A 313-nucleotide genomic window follows, 5' to 3' on the forward strand; every position below is an offset into this window, starting at 1 on the left:
GCACCATCATTAATTCCTGAAGCATTACCCGCAGTTACCGTACCTTCTGCTTTCACCACACCTTTTAATTTTTGCAAGGCTTGCAATGTGGTTGACGCTCGTGGGTGCTCATCTTGATCCACCACAAAGCATCACCTTTACGCTGAGGAATGGTCACAGCAACAATTTCTTGTTTAAAAAAGCCCTGTGCCTGTGCTGCTGCTGTACGTTGCTGGCTGTTCAATGCAAACTGATCTTGATCAGCACGGTTGATGTTGAATTGCTCAGCCACATTTTCAGCCGTTTGTGGCATGGTTTCTACACCATACATGTC

1 pseudogene is annotated in these 313 nt (G+C 46.0%); it reads right to left on the reverse strand.

The features are described 5' to 3' along the window. Window positions 1-310, reverse strand: a pseudogene (locus tag ACINWC743_RS13075) (acetyl-CoA C-acyltransferase); the annotation flags it as partial. Window positions 311-313 lie beyond the last annotated feature (3 nt).

It is taken from the genome of Acinetobacter sp. WC-743, from assembly GCF_000335555.1.
In the GTDB taxonomy this organism is placed as follows: domain Bacteria; phylum Pseudomonadota; class Gammaproteobacteria; order Pseudomonadales; family Moraxellaceae; genus Acinetobacter; species Acinetobacter bereziniae.